This is a genomic window from Pseudoalteromonas sp. CR1 (genome assembly GCF_019392235.1).
Lineage (GTDB): Bacteria > Pseudomonadota > Gammaproteobacteria > Enterobacterales > Alteromonadaceae > Pseudoalteromonas.
In genome coordinates, this window is sequence record NZ_JAHXRM010000210.1 from 1 (window position 1) to 276 (window position 276).

Genomic DNA, 276 nt, shown 5'->3' on the forward strand with positions numbered 1-276 from the left:
GTAAGTGAGCAGCGCTCCGACTTCCTGAGCAAGCTCACGGAAGTTCTTCGTGCTAATGTCGGCGCGGCGCATAAGGCCGAGTTTGTGTCGGATCAGCGGGTGGCGGATCTCGCGAGTGGGCATGGGAAAGGCTCCGGCGGCGGGCAAAAAAACCGGCCTAGATTAATCTATCCGAGGGTGTTGTCCTATAGACATCTAGTACGTTAGTCCATTAAGGCTTGAACGTTGCGCCTCACATGCGTACCTTTGCCCGCTTTTCTTGCCACAGCACCCCCT

At 56.2% G+C, this 276-nt stretch carries 1 protein-coding gene; it reads right to left on the reverse strand.

Features of this window, described 5'->3' with window-relative positions:
• A partial coding sequence (locus tag KZZ04_RS19140) for a uracil phosphoribosyltransferase (RefSeq protein WP_368735901.1) occupies window positions 1-123 on the reverse strand: 123 nt, incomplete at its 3' end.
• Window positions 124-276: the final 153 nt, after the last annotated feature.